The organism is Sphingomonas sp. S1-29 (assembly GCF_026167545.1).
Classification (GTDB): Bacteria; Pseudomonadota; Alphaproteobacteria; order Sphingomonadales; family Sphingomonadaceae; genus Sphingomonas.
Genome location: NZ_CP110678.1, coordinates 355,079 through 369,540, shown reverse-complemented (window position 1 = coordinate 369,540; position 14,462 = coordinate 355,079). Strand labels below are relative to the sequence as shown.

The following is a 14,462-nucleotide window of genomic DNA, read 5'->3' as shown; positions in this document are numbered from 1 at the left end:
CAGTCGCGTGGAGCCGGTAATGACGCCTGTCGGTTAAGGGCAGGTTAGCCTAGCGCGTCCGAAACGATGCACCGAACAACAGGATTTCGGCGTCGGCAGGCGAAACCTGCAACTCGCCATCGCCCTGATCGACGAGCGATCGCACCAGATGCGCGGCCGCCGATCGCGGCGTGACGCCGTCCTCGGCGGTGCCGCCTTCGAGCGCGTTGCGCAATTCGGGGTCGAGCACGATCCGCGTCCCATCGGCGCGCACCACGATTTCGACGCGGTCGTCGGTGGCTTCGGCGCCGATATCGAGCCGCCCACCGCGGATCAGCGCGTCGCCGCCGATCAGCGCGAGGTTCATCAGCACCTTCACCGCATGCTTGGGCAAAACCGGCGCATCGACCATCCAGCCGATCGTCAACCGCTGATTGTCGGCGAACAATCCCTCGATCGCGGCATGCGCCTCGCGCGTGTCGATTGTCTCGCCGAAGCCGCCCGCGGCGCCGAAGGCCAGGCGGAAGAATTTCAGCTTGTTCGCCGACGCCCGCGCGCTTTCGGCGAGCAGTTCGAGGCAGCGCGCGCGCATCTCGGGGTCGTTTTCATCGGCAAGCAGTTCAAGCCCGTTGTTGAGCGCGCCGACGGGGCTCAACAGATCATGGCACAACCGCGAACACAAAAGGCTCGCGAATTCGGTCGGGGAAATATCCAAGGCTACGCTCCACGGGGTTGGCGCCTTGTGGCGCACGCGCGGTCAAGTCGCAAGCAAGCGTTGGTCGTCGATCACGACGAGTTCGACGGCATCGAAACGACCATGGACCGTACCGCGCGCGACCGCCTGCCACGCCGATATTTCGGTTTTGGCGGCGATGATCCAGATGCGACCGTCGGGCGTCGCCATAGCGGCATCGGTCGCCGAAGGGTTGGCATCGCCGCTCGGGTGCGAATGCCAATAGCCGATCACCCGCTCGCCCCCTGCCCGCTGGGCGCGCAGAGCGGCGAACAACGCCGCGGGATCGATCTCGAAGGTGCGCGCCGGGTCGGCCGCGACGTTGCGCGCCTCGGTCGCGCGCAGGATCGCCCCGATGCCGAGCACCAGGCCGCACGCCTCGACGCTCGGGTCGCGGGTCGCCGCGGCGCCGATGAAGCTAAGAGCCGAACTTGCAATGTCGATGCGCTGCACCAATCTATAATAGGACGATGAACCGGGGGGTTTCCACCATAGAAGCGCTGATTGCCGATACAGCCCATGGCTGGCGGCTCGACCGTGCGCTCGCGCTTGCCGTGCCGACGATGTCGCGCGAGCGGTTGAAGGCGCTGGTATCCGGGGGGCAGGTCGTCGATGACGCCGGGCTTCCCGCCAACGACCCCTCGCGCAAGGCGGTTGCCGGCACGCGCTTCACGATCGTCATTCCCGAACCCGTCGCCGCCGAAGCCCAGCCGCAGGACCTGTCGCTGGTGGTGGTGTATGAGGACGAGCATCTGATCGTCATCGACAAGCCCGCGGGGCTGGTGGTGCATCCCGCCGCGGGCAATCCCGACGGTACCCTGGTCAACGCGCTGCTGCATCATTGCGCCGGCCAGCTTTCGGGGATCGGCGGCGTCGCGCGGCCGGGGATCGTCCACCGCATCGACAAGGACACATCGGGGCTGATGGTCGCCGCCAAGTCCGATCGTGCGCATGAAGGGCTGGCACGCCAGTTCAAGGCGCACAGCATCGATCGGCGCTATCGCGCGATCGTCGCTGGCCGCCCGACCATGCTGATGGGCACCGTCGACGCACCGCTGGGGCGCTCGTCGGCCAATCGCAAAATGATGGCGATCACCCCAAATGGTAAGCGCGCCGTCACCCATTATCGCCTGATCAAGGAACTGCGCGGCGCATCGCTCGTCGAATGCCGGTTAGAGACCGGGCGGACGCATCAGGTACGCGTCCACATGACCTCGATCGGCCACGGACTGCTTGGCGACCCAGTCTATGGCAGGAGCAAGGCGGTGCACCGTCAGATGCTGGAAACCATGGGTTTCCGGCGACAGGCGTTGCATGCCGCGCGGCTGGGGTTCATTCACCCCGTGACAAGCATCGCTTTGGCGTTCGATAGCGAAATGCCGGGCGACATGCAGGAACTGTTCACTACGCTTCTCGTATAGACTTATGGTGATATTGCCCGCGCATCTCCGCGCAGCGATATTGCCCAATCAAGGGAGATTTGGTCATGGCAATCGGCAGCAACGTGCCCGCAACGGTCCCCGCCCTGGGCGGCGAGGCCAGCCTCAACCGCTATCTCTCCGAGATCAAGAAATTCCCGATCCTGGCGCCCGAGCGTGAATATATGCTCGCGAAACGCTTCCAGGAACATCAGGATCCCGAGGCCGCGGCGCAGCTCGTCACCTCGCATCTGCGGCTCGTGGCCAAGATCGCGATGGGCTATCGCGGCTATGGCCTGCCCGTCTCCGAGCTGATCTCGGAGGGCAATATCGGCCTGATGCAGGGCGTGAAGAAGTTCGAGCCCGATCGCGGCTTCCGCCTTGCCACCTATGCGATGTGGTGGATTCGTGCGTCGATCCAGGAATATATCCTGCGGTCGTGGAGCCTGGTGAAGATGGGCACCACCGCGGCGCAGAAGAAGCTGTTCTTCAACCTTCGGCGAATGAAGGCCAAGCTCGACGCGTTCGAGGATGGCGACCTGCGCCCCGATGATCTGGCAAAGATCGCCAAGGATCTGGGCGTCACGCAGGACGAAGTGACGAGCATGAACCGCCGCATGGCGATGGGCGGCGACACCTCGCTCAACGTGCCGATGCGCGAGGATTCGGAAAGCCAGTGGCAGGATTGGCTCGCCGACGACCAGCCCTTGCAGGACGAGCGGGTCGCCGATGCGCAGGAGGCCGATGTCCGTCACACGATGCTGGTCGAGGCGATGGACGATCTCAACGATCGCGAGAAGCATATTCTCACCGAGCGCCGGCTGACCGACGACCCCAAGACGCTCGAGGAACTGAGCCAGGTCTATGGCGTCTCGCGCGAGCGGGTCCGCCAGATCGAGGTTCGTGCGTTCGAGAAGCTGCAAAAGGGCATGATGCGCCTAGCGGGCGAGAAGCGGTTGCTAGCGTTCGGCTGATCGGGCAGTTCCTGCCCCATGGTTACGGGCAGCAACAGCAAACAGCGTAGCGCCGGTCGAAGGGTCCACCCTTCGGCCGGCGTTTCGCGTTCACGGCGATCGGTAGGCGGGCGGATGGTGGGGTGGTTGGTCAAGCTGGTGGTGGCGTTCGTGCTGCTGTCGCTGTTGCTGGTGCTGGTGTTCCGTTTCGTCCCCCCGCCCTTCACGCTGACGATGCTCGGCGACGTCTTCGCCGGCCGCAGCGTCACCAAGACCTGGAAGCCGCTATCGGCGATCGATCCCGACATGGTGCGCGCGGCGATCGGCGGCGAGGATTCGCGCTTCTGCACGCATAGCGGATTCGATTATCAGGCGATCGGTGCGGCGGTGGTGCGCAATGCGAAGGGCGGGCGTATCCGCGGCGGATCGACGATCAGCCAGCAGACCGCCAAGAACGTCTTCCTGTGGCAGGGCGGCGGCTATTTTCGCAAGGGCCTGGAGGCGTGGTTCACGCTGCTGATCGAAACTGCCTGGGACAAGCGCCGGATCATGGAAGTCTATCTGAACGTCGCCGAGACCGGGATCGGCACCTATGGCGTCGAACAGGGCGCGCGGCGCTATTTCAAACATGGTGCGGGAACGCTCTCGGAGCGCGAAGCGGCGCAGATCGCCGCGGTATTGCCGCTGCCAAAGAAGCGTGCGGGGGTATCGCCGACGGGTTTTACAAGGCGCTATGCGCGCTCGATCCAGTCGAGGATCGGGGTGGTGCGGCGCGAAGGGCTCGATAGCTGCCTTCGCTAAACGGCCCGCGCCCGGTTCACCCGGGCGCGGGCCAGTAAGGCGTCGTTACTCGACGGTCTTCTTGGCAGCGTCGCCGACCGCGGTCGCGCCGTCCGATACGGCATCGGCAGCGCCGGTGATCGCATCGGTCTTGATCGCGTCGTTACGGCTCTGGTTCATCAGGAAATAGGCGCCGACGACCACGGCGATCAGCAATGCCAGGCCGATCAGGATCGTGCTGCCACCGCCACCACTGCGCCGTTCGATCACGGTGGTGGTATGCGGCGCGTTGGTTTCGGTGGTCCGTTCCTCGATCATGATACGCTTTCCTCTGTTGTTACTGGCGGGCTAAACGTCGCGATCGGCGATATTGTTCCCGTTGTGTAACGTTCAGCTTCGGCGCTCAGAACGGCAGCTTGAACCCCGGCGGCAGCGGCATCCCCGCCGTGAGCTTCGACATTTCGGCCGACGAAGCGGCATCGGCGCGCGCGCGCGCGTCGTTGAGCGCGGCGGCGACGAGATCCTCGACGATGCCCTTCTCTGACGGCGCGAGCAGCGATTCATCGATATCGACGCTGATGATCCGGCCCTTGGCGCTCGCGCGGACCTTGACCAGGCCGCCGCCCGAGACGCCTTCGACCTCGATCGTATCGAGGCTCGCCTGCGCCTTTTCCAATTCGGCCTGGACGTTCTGCGCCATGGCCATGATGTCTTCTAGGTTTTTCATCCTACACTCCGATCGGGGGTTACGCCGAGCAGCCTTGCGCCGGGAAAGGCGGCAAGTGCAGCTGCGACGACGGGGGAATTGCGTACTTCTGCTTCCTTCGCGGCCTCGGCCGCTTCTTCGGCTTCGCGCATCGAAGCCTGACCGGCGGCGTCGCTGGTGGTAACGCGCCAACGGGCGCCAGTGATCCGCTTGAGTTCGTCGGCCAGGTCGCGCGCGAATTCCGAAGGGATCGGCCGCTGCGTGCCGAGCTCGATCTCGGGCGGTTCGATCCGGGTCGGGCGCGCATGGTTGCGCACCGCTTCGCCCAGCGCGTGGCGGCCATGCCGGGCGAGCAGGTCGCGGATCGCCTTGACCGTGTCGGGCAGCGCCGGCGCGGTGGAGGCTGGCGACGGTGCCGCCACGGGCTCCGCCGCAGCGGGTTGCGGCTGCTGGGGCGGGGCCTGGATCGCCGGCGTCTTGCCGTCGGAAAGCTGGCGCGCGAGGTCGCCGGGGTCGGGCAGTTGCGACGCATGGATCACGCGCAGCAGCGCCATCTCGCACGCTTCGATCGGCATCGCCGCGCGCGCGACCTCGTCATGCCCCTTGAGCAGCAGCTGCCACAGCCGGTGGAGGATCGGGAACGACAGCCGCGACGCCCAGTCGGCGAGCGCCTCGCGCTCCTCGACCGGCTGCGACGGATCGGGCTCGGTCCCCACCTTAGCGAGCGTCACGCCATGCACCGTCTCGAGCAGCGTCCGCAACACCGACAAGGGGTCGACGCCCAGATCATATTGCTTCCGCAGCGCCGCCAGCGATCCCGCCGAATCGCCGCCAAGCAACAGCGCGAACATCGCGCGCACTGCACCGCGATCCGACAGGCCCAGCATGTCGCGCACGACATCGGCGCGCACGCCCCCGCCCTCGAGCCCGGCATGCGCGATCGCCTGGTCGAGGATCGACAACCCGTCGCGCGCCGATCCTTCGGCGGCGCGCGCGATCAGCGCCAGCGCCTCGGGCTCGGCCTCGAATCCTTCGGCGGCGACGACATGCGCGAAATGCGCCGCCAGCTTGTCCGAACCGATCCGCCGCAGGTCGAAGCGCTGGCAGCGCGACAGCACGGTGATCGGCACCTTGTTCACCTCGGTGGTAGCGAACAGGAACTTCACATGCGCGGGCGGCTCCTCGAGCGTCTTCAACAGCGCGTTGAAGGCGTTTTTCGACAGCATATGGACTTCGTCGACGATATAGATCTTGTAGCGCGCCGACACCGCCGAATAGCGCGACGCCTCGATGATCTCGCGCACATCGTCGACGCCGGTATGGCTCGCGGCGTCCATCTCGATCACGTCGATATGCCGCCCCTCGGCGATCGCGGTGCACGGATCGCACACCCCGCACGGATCGATCGTCGGCCCGCCCTGCCCGTCGGGCCCGATGCAGTTGAGCGCCTTGGCGATCAGCCGCGCGGTCGACGTCTTGCCAACGCCGCGTACCCCGGTGAGCAGGAAGGCATGCGCCAGCCGGTCGCGGCGAATCGCGTTGCCCAGCGTCGTCACCATCGCGTCCTGGCCGATCAGTTCGGCAAAGGTCTGCGGCCGGTATTTGCGCGCCAGCACCCGGTACGCCTCGGGCTTGGGCGGCGGCGCTGGCTCGCCGAGATCGAAGGAAAGATCGGACATGCCGCGGGTTCTAGCCCAGCCGAACGCCAGTGTCGAAGGGATCGACGGCAATCGGCTTGCTACTGCGAGCCAAGGACGCGCCAGGGGTGGGGTGACGCCTGCGACTGGCGGTCGCCTCCTGCGCTCCCTAGCTGTCACTCAACGAACCGTTAGGAAACAAGCATATGGCAAAAACGGCATTGGTAGTGGGCGCGAGCGGGATCGTCGGCAGCGCGACCGCGGCGTTGCTGGTCGAAAAGGGCTGGACCGTCCACGGCCTGGCGCGCCGCCCCACTGAGCAGGCCGGCGTCCAGCCGGTGGCCGCCGATCTGCTCGATGCCGAGGGCACCGCCGCCGCGCTCGCCACGCTTCGTCCCGATGCGGTGTTCATCACCACCTGGCTGCGGCAGGACAGCGAGGCCGAAAATATTCGCGTCAATTCGCTGATGGTGCGCAACCTGCTCGACTCGCTGCGCCCCGCGGGCAGCGCGCGCCATGTCGCGCTGGTGACCGGCCTGAAACATTATCTGGGGCCATTCGAGGCCTATGGCAAAGGCGCGCTGCCGCAGACGCCGTTCCGCGAAGTGCAGGGACGGCTCGACATCGAGAATTTCTATTACGCGCAGGAGGACGAAGTGTTCGCCGCCGCGGCCCGCGACGGCTTCAGCTGGAGCGTCCATCGCCCGCATACGGTGATCGGCAAGGCGGTGGGCAATGCGATGAACATGGGCACCACGCTGGCGGTGTACGCCACCTTGTGCCGCGAGACCGGTCGCCCGTTCCGCTTCCCCGGATCGGCGGCGCAATGGGAAGGGCTCACCGACATGACCGATGCGCGGCAGCTCGCCGAGCATCTGCTGTGGGCGGCGACCACCCCGGCGGCGGAGAACGAGGCGTTCAACATCGTCAACGGCGACGTGTTTCGCTGGCAATGGATGTGGGGCCGGATCGCCGAATGGTTCGAGATCGAGCCGGCACCGTTCGACGGCAGCGTGCAGCCACTCGCCAAGCAGATGGCGGGCGATGAAGGCGTATGGCGTGCGCTCGCCGAGCGCGAGGGACTCGCCGAGCCGGCGCTCGACCGCCTCGCTTCACCCTGGCACACCGACGCCGATCTTGGCCGACCGATCGAAGTGGTGACCGACATGTCGAAGAGCCGCCGGCTGGGCTTCACCGGCTATCGCCCCACCGACGATTCGTTCTTCGCGTTGTTCGAGCAACTGCGCGCCGATCGGCTGATCTCCTGACCAGGCGAGCGCCAGCATGAGCAACGAGACGTTCGAGGCGCTGCTGCAGCGGCGCGGGGTGCTGATCGAACGGATCGTCTCGCACGGTCACGTCACCCCGCCCGACTGCCCCTACCGACAGCCGCACGACGAATGGGTGATGCTGCTGCGCGGTGCCGCCCGGCTGCTGGTGGAGGGCGAGCCCGAGCGATCGCTTTCGCCGGGCGAGCATATGCTGATCCCCGGCGGCGCCCGCCATTGGGTGACCTTCACCGCGCTCGACGAGCCCACGACGTGGTTGGCGGTGCATTTGTTGGATCAGGACGGGTGAATGCGGCCCGCGCTCCTCAAACGCCGAGTGACGCCTGACCGCCAACATCGATGGTGACATTCGCCCGCATTCGGACCGGGCCTTGGCGCAACGGGCAATCTAGGCAATGCTGAGAATAAGATGTTGCGCGACTGTCTCCGGCTTTACCCAATGCACGAAAAGGTTCGTTCCAATGGACAACCCGCTAGTCGCCAAATTGGAAAATGTTGCCGATCTCACCGAAGATCAGCGGAACGTGCTGCGGGGCCTGTGCGACCATGCGCGCGTCATGCCGCCCAATTACGATATTCTGCGTGAGGGCGATAAACCCAACCGGCTGCACCTGATCCTCGAGGGTTGGGCGATCCGTTATAATAACCTGGCCGACGGTTCGCGACAGATCACCGCGTTTCTGATCCCGGGCGACTTTTGCGACCTGCACACCATGGTGCTGCAGCAGATGGATCATAGCATCGCGACGCTCGGCCCGGCGAAGATCGCGTATATCCCGCTCCACAAGCTGCACGAGCTGATCCGTCAGCAACCCGAACTCGCGCAGGCGCTGTGGTGGGCGACATTGGTCGACGAGGGGGTGCTGCGCGCCTGGATCGTCAACCTCGGCCGCCGCGACGCGTTCAAGCGTACCGCGCATCTGATGTGCGAAATGTACGAGCGGATGAACAATGTCGGGCTGGTCGCGGGCGACCAGTTCCTGATGCCGCTGACGCAGGTTGAGATCGCCGACTCGCTCGGGCTGACGCCGGTCCACGTCAACCGGGTCATCCAGAAGCTGCGGCAGGACAAGCTGATCGTCTTCGAGCGCGAGCAACTGACGATCTGCGATATCGAGCGGCTCAAGCGGCTGTCGGACTTCAATCCGGCGTATCTCCATCCCGAGCATGTAAGGCTCGACTGATCGGCCGCGGCCTTTCCGTCCGCTAATGCAGCTTGAGCTTGGGGCGGACGATCTGGTTGACGTGGCCGATCAAGATCAGTCCGGTGCCGCGCCACCAGCCGTGGATCGCGATCAGGTGCATCCGGTAGAGCGAGGTATATACCGTCCGCGCGATCCAGCCCTGGACGAACATCCGCCCGCCGATGAGATTGCCCATCAGGCTCCCGACGGTCGAGAAGCGGCTGAGCGACACCAGCGAGCCATGGTCCTGATACACGAAATCGCGCAGCGGCTTGCCCTCCTGCGCGCGGACCAGATTGGTAAAGACCAGGCTCGCCATCTGGTGCGCCGATTGCGCGCGCGGCGGGATCGGGCGCTCGCGACCCGGCAGCAGGCACGAGGCGCAATCGCCCAGCGCATAGATTCGATCGTCGGCCTTGGATTGCAGCGTCGGGCGAACGACGATCTGGTTGCCGCGGGTGAGTTCGAGATCGCTCATCGTCTTGATCTCCTCGGCGCCCTTCACCCCCGCCGCCCAGACGATCAGGTCGGCGTCGATGCTGGTGCCGTCGCCGATCCGCACCCGCCGGTCCTCGAGCGCGGTAACCTGGGTGCTATCGAGCACGCGCACGCCCAGCCGTTCGAGTTCGAGCTTGGCGGTCGCCGCCAGCGCTTCGTCGAGCGCGGGCAGTATCCGCGGCCCCGCCTCGATCAGCGACACCTCGAGCTTGGTCTCGTCGAACACCTCGAGCCCGTAATGGCGCAGCGCCTTGGCGGCGTTGTAGAGTTCGGCGGCGAGTTCGACCCCGGTGGCGCCGCCGCCGACGATGCTGACCCGCACCCTCGCCTGCGCATCGCCGGTCTGGTGCGCGTGGTTGGTGCGCAGGCAAGCGTTGAGCAGCTTCTGGCGGAAGCGGTCGGCCTGCGGGCGATCCTCGAGGAACATCGCGTGTTCGCGTACCCCGGGCACGCCGAAGTCGTTCGAGATGCCGCCGATCGCCAGCACCAGATAGTCGTAGCGGATGCTGTGGCGGCCGATGATCTCGTCACCGCGTTCGTCGATCAGCGGCGCGGTGGTGATGGTGCGCGCGGCGCGATCGATGCTCTCGATGGTGCCGTTGAAGAAGCGATAGCCCCAGCGCACCGCATGCCCGCCATAGCCGACCTCGTCGAGATTGGCGTCGAGCGAGCCTGCCGCGACTTCGTGGAGCAACGGCTTCCAGATATGGGTGAGGTTACGGTCGATCAGGATGATGTCGTGGCGCTTGCGGCCATAGCGCGCGCCGAGCTTGCGGACGAGCTCGAGCCCCCCGGCGCCGCCGCCGACCACCACGATCTGGGTCTTTCGTTGCGTCACCCCACGCCCCCCCCGGCGCACGATCCCGGCGCGCCGACATCTTGCCAGCAAAAGCCAGCCGAACTCAAGCCAGCGATCACCGCCCGGCAATTAGCGCGGGCGGCGTCTCGTTCGCAGCGATGCGGTGCCGGCCTCTTCGGCGGACAGCTGCGTCCAGCGATCGTATCGCGCCTGGGTCAACGCACCCGAGGCGATCGCGGCGCGGACCGCGCAGCCGGGTTCGCTTCGATGCGAACAGTCCGAAAAGCGGCAATCCTGCGCCGCCAACGCGAAATCGTCGAAAATCTCGGCGATCCCCGTCGCCGCCTCAGCCAGTTGTAGTTCACGCATGCCCGGCAGGTCGAGCAGCCACCCGCCATGATCGAGCCGATGCATCGTCCGCACCGTGGTCGTGTGGCGACCGGTGCCGTCATGCGCGCGCACCGCCTGTGTCGCGATGCTGTCCGACGCGCGCAGCGTGTTGACCAGCGTCGATTTGCCGACCCCCGACGACCCCAGCAACGCGACGGTCTTGCCGCGGCCGCACCACGCCGCCAGCCGCGCGACGCTGGCGTGATCGCGGGCATCGACGGTCTCGACGCGCAGCCCCGGCTCGATCGCGCGCGCCGCCTCGGCGAATGCCTCGGGCGTGTCGGTCAGGTCGATCTTGGTGAGCACCACCACCGCGTTCACCCCGACCTCGCGCGCCAGCACCAGATAGCGTTCGAGGCGGGGGACGCTGAAATCCTGGTTGCACGACGCCACGATGAACACCGTGTCGACATTGGCGGCGATCATCTGTTCCTTGCGCGGGTCGCCCGGCGAGCGGCGCTTGAACAGGTTCAGCCGCGCCAGCACGCGGATCGGCTGGAGCGAGCGATTGTCGATCAACAGCCAGTCGCCCACGGTGGGGTGATCATCGGCCGCGCTGGCGCCGGCGATATAGGGGGTAACGAAGCGCTGCGACGCCACCCCCGCCACCGCGATCTGCCCGCGATGCACCGACATCACCCGGACGGGATGGCACTCCTCGGCCTCGTCGGCCGAAAGCTGATTGCTGAAATGCGCGTTCCAGCCGAGTTCTTCCAGCGTCATCGGTCTTCGATCATATCACGAATCCGCGTCACCAGCGCCTCGATCGCGAAGGGCTTGGTGATCATCTCCATGCCGGGGTCGAGGAAGCCGTTGGCGATCGTCGCATTCTCGGCATAGCCGGTCATGAACAGGATCTTGAGGTCGGGCCGATGCTCGCGCGCGGCGTCGGCAAGCTGGCGGCCGTTGAGCCCGGGCAGGCCGATGTCGGTGACCAGCAGGTCGAGCCGGATATCGGACTGCAGCAGCTTGAGCCCCGCCGGGCCATCGACCGCCTCGATCGCGCGATAGCCGAGCTCCTCGAGCACATCGACCACCAGATCGCGCACCGCGGTCTCGTCCTCGACCACCAGCACCACTTCGCCGTCTTCGGCGCGATGCGAGTCGGTGAGCTCGCGGTGGCTATCCTGCGGCTCCTCGGCCTCGCCCAGATAGCGCGGCAGATACAGCTTGATCGTCGTTCCCTGGCCGACCTCCGAATAGATCCGCGCATAGCCTTCGGACTGGCGGGTGAAGCCGTAGATCATCGACAGCCCCAGCCCGGTGCCCTGCCCGATCGGCTTGGTCGTGAAAAAGGGTTCGAACGCCTTGTCGATGATCTCCTTGGTCATTCCGGTGCCCGAATCGGTAACGCTGATGCAGACATATTGGCCGGGCGCGACCTCGCGATGCTGCGCAGCATAGGCGTTGTCGAGATGCGCGTTGCAGGTCTCGATCGTCAGCTCGCCGCCATCGGGCATCGCATCGCGCGCGTTGATCGCGAGATTGAGGATCGCGCTTTCGAGCTGGTTGGGATCGCACAACGTCTGCCACAGCCCGCCCGCGGTCACGATCTCGAGCCGGACGTTTTCGCCGATCGTCCGCCGGAGCAGCTCCTCCATGCCGCTCACCAGCCGATTGGCGTTGACCGGCTTGGGATCGAGCGGCTGGCGGCGCGAGAAGGCGAGCAGCCGGTGGGTGAGCGCCGCGGCGCGATTGGCCGCGGTCATCGCGGTGGTCGCATAGCGCTCGATCTTGTCGGTCTCGCCCTTGGCCATCCGGCGCTGCATCATGTCGAGCGAGCCGATCACCCCGGTGAGCAGGTTGTTGAAGTCGTGCGCGATCCCGCCGGTGAGCTGCCCAACGGCCTCCATCTTCTGCGCCTGGCGCAGCGCCTCTTGTGCCTCCTCAAGCTCGCGGGTGCGTTCGGCGACGCGGCGTTCGAGTTCGTCGTTCATCTCGACGAGCAGCGTTTCGGCGCGCTTCTGGTCGGTGATGTCGACCTGGATGCCGTCCCAGACGACCGAACCGTCGATCTGGTCGCGCGGCGCCGAGATGATCCGCGACCAGCGGACCATCCCGTCGGCGCGGCGGAACCGCACCTGGACGTCGAACGGCTTGCGTGCCGCCGTCGCCGCGGCCTCCGCCGCCAGCAAGGCCGGGCGGTCCTCGGGAAGGATCAAGCTATACGGTATAGTCGGATCGGCGAGCACCGCGTCGGCGGCGATGCCGGTCAGTTTTTCGTGGCTTTGCGAGACGTACAGAAACCGTCGCTCCGTGCCATCATTGGCCGTCGCCAGCTGATAGACCATTCCCGAGGGCAGGTTATCGGTCAAGGCACGCAGCCGCGCCTCGTTCTCGCGCAGCTGCCGTTCGGCCTCGGCGCGCTCGGTGTCGTCGCGCAGGGTCAGCACCGCGCCGAGCGTCTCGCCATTCTCGTCGCGCACCGGGCAGGCGCTGCCGACGGCGAGGACTTCGGAACCGTCGGGCCGCTGGATACGCCAGCGTGCCTCGGCCACGGTCTCGCCCTGCACCGCGCGAACCAATGGCAACTGCGCGGTGGGATAAGGTTCGCGATCGAGCGTGAGCAAATGATAGGCGCTGCTATAGGCGTCGGGGGCGACATCGAGCCGCCCGACACCGTGAATCCGGCTGGCGGCATCGTTGACGAAGGTGATATTGCCGTCGCGATCGGTGACGATCACCCCCTCGGCGAGCTGCCCCAGGATCGCGACCTGTTCGGCGGCGAGTTTCTGCGCGCGCGCGGTCGACGCCTGGAGCGCCGCCTCGGCCTCGCGCCGCTCGTCGATATCGATCACCGAGCCGACATAGCCGTGATATTCGCCATCGGCGCCGAAGCGCGCGGCGGCGGCGTCGATCGCCCAGCGATAGACGCCATCGGCGCGCCGGATGCGGAACTCGACGCGGTAATCCTCTTGCTTGGCATTGGCGGTTACGAACGCCTGTTCGGCGAGCGGCCGATCGTCGTCATGGATCGCGTCGAGCCAACCATAGCCCTCACCGGTGCCCGTCTTCTGGCCGGTGAACTCGTACCAGCGCCGATTGAGGTAGGTGCAAGCGCCGCTCGGATCGGTGACCCACATCATCACCGGTGCCTGATCGGCCATGTTGCGGAAGCGCGTTTCGCTTTCGGCCAGCGCGGCTTCGTCGTGCTTGCGATCCGAAATGTCGCGATAGAAGACCGCCAGCCCCTCGCCCACCGGGTAGGCGCGCATGTCGATCCAGGATTCGCGCCCGTCGGGCCAGACGTAGCGATGTTCGAGCTCGACCGGCTGGCCCGAAGTCACCGCCCGCCGGTATAGTTCGCCGAGTTCGGGCGCGGCGTCGGGGTGCGCCTCCCAATGCGTCTTGCCGAGCACCTGCTCGCGCGGCCGCGCTTCGAGGCGCCAGGCGGCCGCGTTCATCTCGACGATGCGGAAATCCTTGTCGAGCAGCGCAAAGGCATCGCCCATATTGTCGAGCACGTCGCGGGTGCGATCGCGCTCGTCGCGCAGCGCGCGTTCGGCGGCGACGCGTTCGGTGGTTTCGATCACGATCGCCAGTACGCCGGCCGGGCGGTCGAGCGCGTCGAGTACCGGCGAATAATCGAGGTTCATCCAGACCTGTTCGGCGACCCCGTCGCGGTACAGAGTCAGCTCCTGGTCCTTATAGGCGAGCGTCCCGCCGGCGAGCACGACCTTGATCACATTGTCGTTGAAGTCGGCGACCTCGGGCCACGCCTCGCGCACCGGGTTGCCGAGCTGCGCCGGATGCCGCCCGCCGGCGAACACCGAAAAGGCGTCGTTGTAGAGCATCACACCTTCGATGCCCCACATCATCACCATCGGCACCGGCGACCGCAGCACGAAGCCGAGCGTCGTCCGCAAGCTTTGCGGCCATTGCCCGATCGGGCCGAGCGACGTGCCCGACCAATCATGCGCGGCGATCAGCCCGCCGGTCTCGCCGCCGCCGAGGAGGAATTCGGGCGCCTGGAAGGATTGCCCATTCATATCGTTCACGCGCTATCGACCTCCAGCCTCGGGATTGCGCGATCAACGCTCGACAATCAACGATGGCGTCGAGGAAAGCGACGTCAACGCCCCGTCGATGCGCTGAG

At 66.3% G+C, this 14,462-nt stretch carries 14 protein-coding genes; 6 read left to right on the top strand and 8 right to left on the bottom strand.

The window, feature by feature from the left end; translation table 11 throughout:
• Positions 1-49: 49 nt before the first annotated feature.
• Entirely contained in the window at positions 50-694 is a 645-nt protein-coding gene (locus OKW76_RS01700; RefSeq protein WP_265550569.1) for a histidine phosphotransferase family protein, read from the bottom strand.
• Between the two features lie 42 nt (positions 695-736).
• Positions 737-1,165: a M67 family metallopeptidase gene (locus OKW76_RS01695; protein ID WP_265550567.1), complete on the bottom strand. Its 429-nt coding sequence runs from the start codon at positions 1,163-1,165 to the stop codon at positions 737-739.
• 17 nt (positions 1,166-1,182) lie between these two features.
• Between OKW76_RS01695 and OKW76_RS01690 the strand changes: the two genes are divergently transcribed.
• From OKW76_RS01690 to mtgA, 3 genes are all read left to right on the top strand, one after another.
• The gene (locus tag OKW76_RS01690) at positions 1,183-2,133 is read left to right on the top strand and encodes an RluA family pseudouridine synthase (protein WP_265550565.1); all 951 of its coding nucleotides are present in this window, start codon (positions 1,183-1,185) and stop codon (positions 2,131-2,133) included.
• A gap of 65 nt (positions 2,134-2,198) precedes the next feature.
• Positions 2,199-3,104, top strand: a complete 906-nt coding sequence (gene rpoH, locus OKW76_RS01685; RefSeq protein WP_256507497.1) for an RNA polymerase sigma factor RpoH — start codon at positions 2,199-2,201, stop codon at positions 3,102-3,104.
• A 114-nt stretch (positions 3,105-3,218) separates the two neighbouring features.
• A complete protein-coding gene (gene mtgA / locus OKW76_RS01680) occupies positions 3,219-3,884 on the top strand; it encodes a monofunctional biosynthetic peptidoglycan transglycosylase (RefSeq protein ID WP_265550559.1) in 666 nt (221 codons plus the stop codon).
• A gap of 45 nt (positions 3,885-3,929) precedes the next feature.
• Here mtgA and OKW76_RS01675 read toward each other — a convergent pair whose 3' ends face one another.
• From OKW76_RS01675 to OKW76_RS01665, 3 genes are all read right to left on the bottom strand, one after another.
• Positions 3,930-4,181 (bottom strand): hypothetical protein, encoded by a 252-nt coding sequence (locus OKW76_RS01675; protein ID WP_256507499.1) that lies wholly within the window; start codon positions 4,179-4,181, stop codon positions 3,930-3,932.
• Between the two features lie 85 nt (positions 4,182-4,266).
• Positions 4,267-4,590 carry a YbaB/EbfC family nucleoid-associated protein gene (locus OKW76_RS01670; RefSeq protein WP_265550557.1) on the bottom strand — a complete coding sequence of 108 codons (324 nt, stop codon included), beginning with the start codon at positions 4,588-4,590 and terminating at the stop codon, positions 4,267-4,269.
• Entirely contained in the window at positions 4,587-6,248 is a 1,662-nt protein-coding gene (locus OKW76_RS01665) for a DNA polymerase III subunit gamma/tau (protein ID WP_265550555.1), read from the bottom strand. Before OKW76_RS01665 ends, OKW76_RS01670 begins: the two co-directional genes overlap by 4 nt.
• A gap of 164 nt (positions 6,249-6,412) precedes the next feature.
• Between OKW76_RS01665 and OKW76_RS01660 the strand changes: the two genes are divergently transcribed.
• From OKW76_RS01660 to OKW76_RS01650, 3 genes are all read left to right on the top strand, one after another.
• Positions 6,413-7,474 (top strand): SDR family oxidoreductase, encoded by a 1,062-nt coding sequence (locus tag OKW76_RS01660; RefSeq protein WP_265550552.1) that lies wholly within the window; start codon positions 6,413-6,415, stop codon positions 7,472-7,474.
• A 16-nt stretch (positions 7,475-7,490) separates the two neighbouring features.
• Complete coding sequence (locus OKW76_RS01655) at positions 7,491-7,784, top strand: cupin domain-containing protein (RefSeq protein WP_265550550.1); 294 nt, start codon at positions 7,491-7,493, stop codon at positions 7,782-7,784.
• A 172-nt stretch (positions 7,785-7,956) separates the two neighbouring features.
• Complete coding sequence (locus OKW76_RS01650) at positions 7,957-8,679, top strand: Crp/Fnr family transcriptional regulator (RefSeq protein WP_265550548.1); 723 nt, start codon at positions 7,957-7,959, stop codon at positions 8,677-8,679.
• A gap of 22 nt (positions 8,680-8,701) precedes the next feature.
• Here the strand turns inward: OKW76_RS01650 and OKW76_RS01645 are convergent, their stop codons facing one another.
• From OKW76_RS01645 to OKW76_RS01635, 3 genes are all read right to left on the bottom strand, one after another.
• Entirely contained in the window at positions 8,702-10,015 is a 1,314-nt protein-coding gene (locus OKW76_RS01645; RefSeq protein WP_265550546.1) for an NAD(P)/FAD-dependent oxidoreductase, read from the bottom strand.
• A gap of 90 nt (positions 10,016-10,105) precedes the next feature.
• A complete protein-coding gene (gene rsgA / locus OKW76_RS01640) occupies positions 10,106-11,089 on the bottom strand; it encodes a ribosome small subunit-dependent GTPase A (protein ID WP_265550544.1) in 984 nt (327 codons plus the stop codon).
• Positions 11,086-14,355: a PAS domain S-box protein gene (locus tag OKW76_RS01635; protein ID WP_265552703.1), complete on the bottom strand. Its 3,270-nt coding sequence runs from the start codon at positions 14,353-14,355 to the stop codon at positions 11,086-11,088. Before OKW76_RS01635 ends, rsgA begins: the two co-directional genes overlap by 4 nt.
• Positions 14,356-14,462 lie beyond the last annotated feature (107 nt).

Bases quoted from the DNA above. Each gene is read 5' to 3' on its own strand.
- OKW76_RS01670 (WP_265550557.1), bottom strand. From the start codon at position 4,590: ATGAAAAACCTAGAAGACATCATGGCCATGGCGCAGAACGTCCAGGCC.
- OKW76_RS01650 (WP_265550548.1), top strand. From the start codon at position 7,957: ATGGACAACCCGCTAGTCGCCAAATTGGAAAATGTTGCCGATCTCACC.
- rsgA (WP_265550544.1), bottom strand. From the start codon at position 11,089: ATGACGCTGGAAGAACTCGGCTGGAACGCGCATTTCAGCAATCAGCTT.
- OKW76_RS01655 (WP_265550550.1), top strand. From the start codon at position 7,491: ATGAGCAACGAGACGTTCGAGGCGCTGCTGCAGCGGCGCGGGGTGCTG.
- OKW76_RS01635 (WP_265552703.1), bottom strand. From the start codon at position 14,355: ATGAATGGGCAATCCTTCCAGGCGCCCGAATTCCTCCTCGGCGGCGGC.
- OKW76_RS01660 (WP_265550552.1), top strand. From the start codon at position 6,413: ATGGCAAAAACGGCATTGGTAGTGGGCGCGAGCGGGATCGTCGGCAGC.
- OKW76_RS01690 (WP_265550565.1), top strand. From the start codon at position 1,183: ATGAACCGGGGGGTTTCCACCATAGAAGCGCTGATTGCCGATACAGCC.
- OKW76_RS01665 (WP_265550555.1), bottom strand. From the start codon at position 6,248: ATGTCCGATCTTTCCTTCGATCTCGGCGAGCCAGCGCCGCCGCCCAAG.
- mtgA (WP_265550559.1), top strand. From the start codon at position 3,219: ATGGTGGGGTGGTTGGTCAAGCTGGTGGTGGCGTTCGTGCTGCTGTCG.
- rpoH (WP_256507497.1), top strand. From the start codon at position 2,199: ATGGCAATCGGCAGCAACGTGCCCGCAACGGTCCCCGCCCTGGGCGGC.
- OKW76_RS01675 (WP_256507499.1), bottom strand. From the start codon at position 4,181: ATGATCGAGGAACGGACCACCGAAACCAACGCGCCGCATACCACCACC.